This window comes from Pseudomonas cyclaminis (assembly GCF_015163715.1).
Lineage (GTDB): Bacteria > Pseudomonadota > Gammaproteobacteria > Pseudomonadales > Pseudomonadaceae > Aquipseudomonas > Aquipseudomonas cyclaminis.
The window spans coordinates 1-678 of the sequence record NZ_JADDUM010000395.1 but is presented as its reverse complement, the minus strand read 5'-3'; the positions used below and the strand labels follow the sequence as shown (position 1 = coordinate 678).

1 protein-coding gene is annotated in these 678 nt (G+C 64.7%); it reads right to left on the bottom strand.

Going from position 1 to position 678, the window contains the following annotated elements; translation table 11 throughout:
- The coding region (locus tag IQK56_RS30785) for a TonB-dependent receptor (RefSeq protein WP_193901990.1) at positions 1-678 on the bottom strand (678 nt) is incomplete at both ends.

Sequence of the window (678 nt, the reverse complement as noted above, 5' to 3'; positions counted from 1 at the left end):
CGCCGAGGCGAAGGCTTGCAGGCGATTGTCGAAGTCGGTGCGGTACAGCGCCCAGGCGGCGTTGAAGGTCGGACGGTTGATGCGATAGCCCACCTCGTAGTTCTTCGCCCGCTCGGCCTCCGGCGGCGGTGCGCTGGGGCTGGCGGCGCGGAAGATATCGTCGGCGCCACGGGGCAGGGCCATGTTTTCCGAGTAGGAAGCAAACACCTGAGTGTCATCGGTGAGGTTGTAGACCAGCCCGGCCTGGGGCAGGAACGCGTCGTTCCATTGGGTAGCGAGGCGCGGCTGGCGGTTGTTGATGTAGTCACCGGCGTTGCGATAGCCCTCGATGCGGTACTTGAGGTTCAGGCTCTTGAAGCCGAACTGCAGGCGCAGGCGATCATCGAGCAGGGTCCAGGTGTCCTTGAGGTGGTACTGCAACGAATTGCGCGTGGAGCTGAAATCCCCTTGCAGGTGCACCGGCTCGTTGAACAGCGGCTCGCCGGCCGGGCTGCCATCGGTCAGGTTGTAGCGGCCTTGCTGGCGGTTGAACACATCGGTCTCGGCCCACAGCCCGGTGTCGATCTGGTGTTGACCGACCTCCCATTGCAGCCCGGTACGCCCACCGAACCGATGGCCGCTGAGGGACGACAGCCCGTATTGCACGCCCTTGGGCGCGAACAGACCGTCCACGTTGCC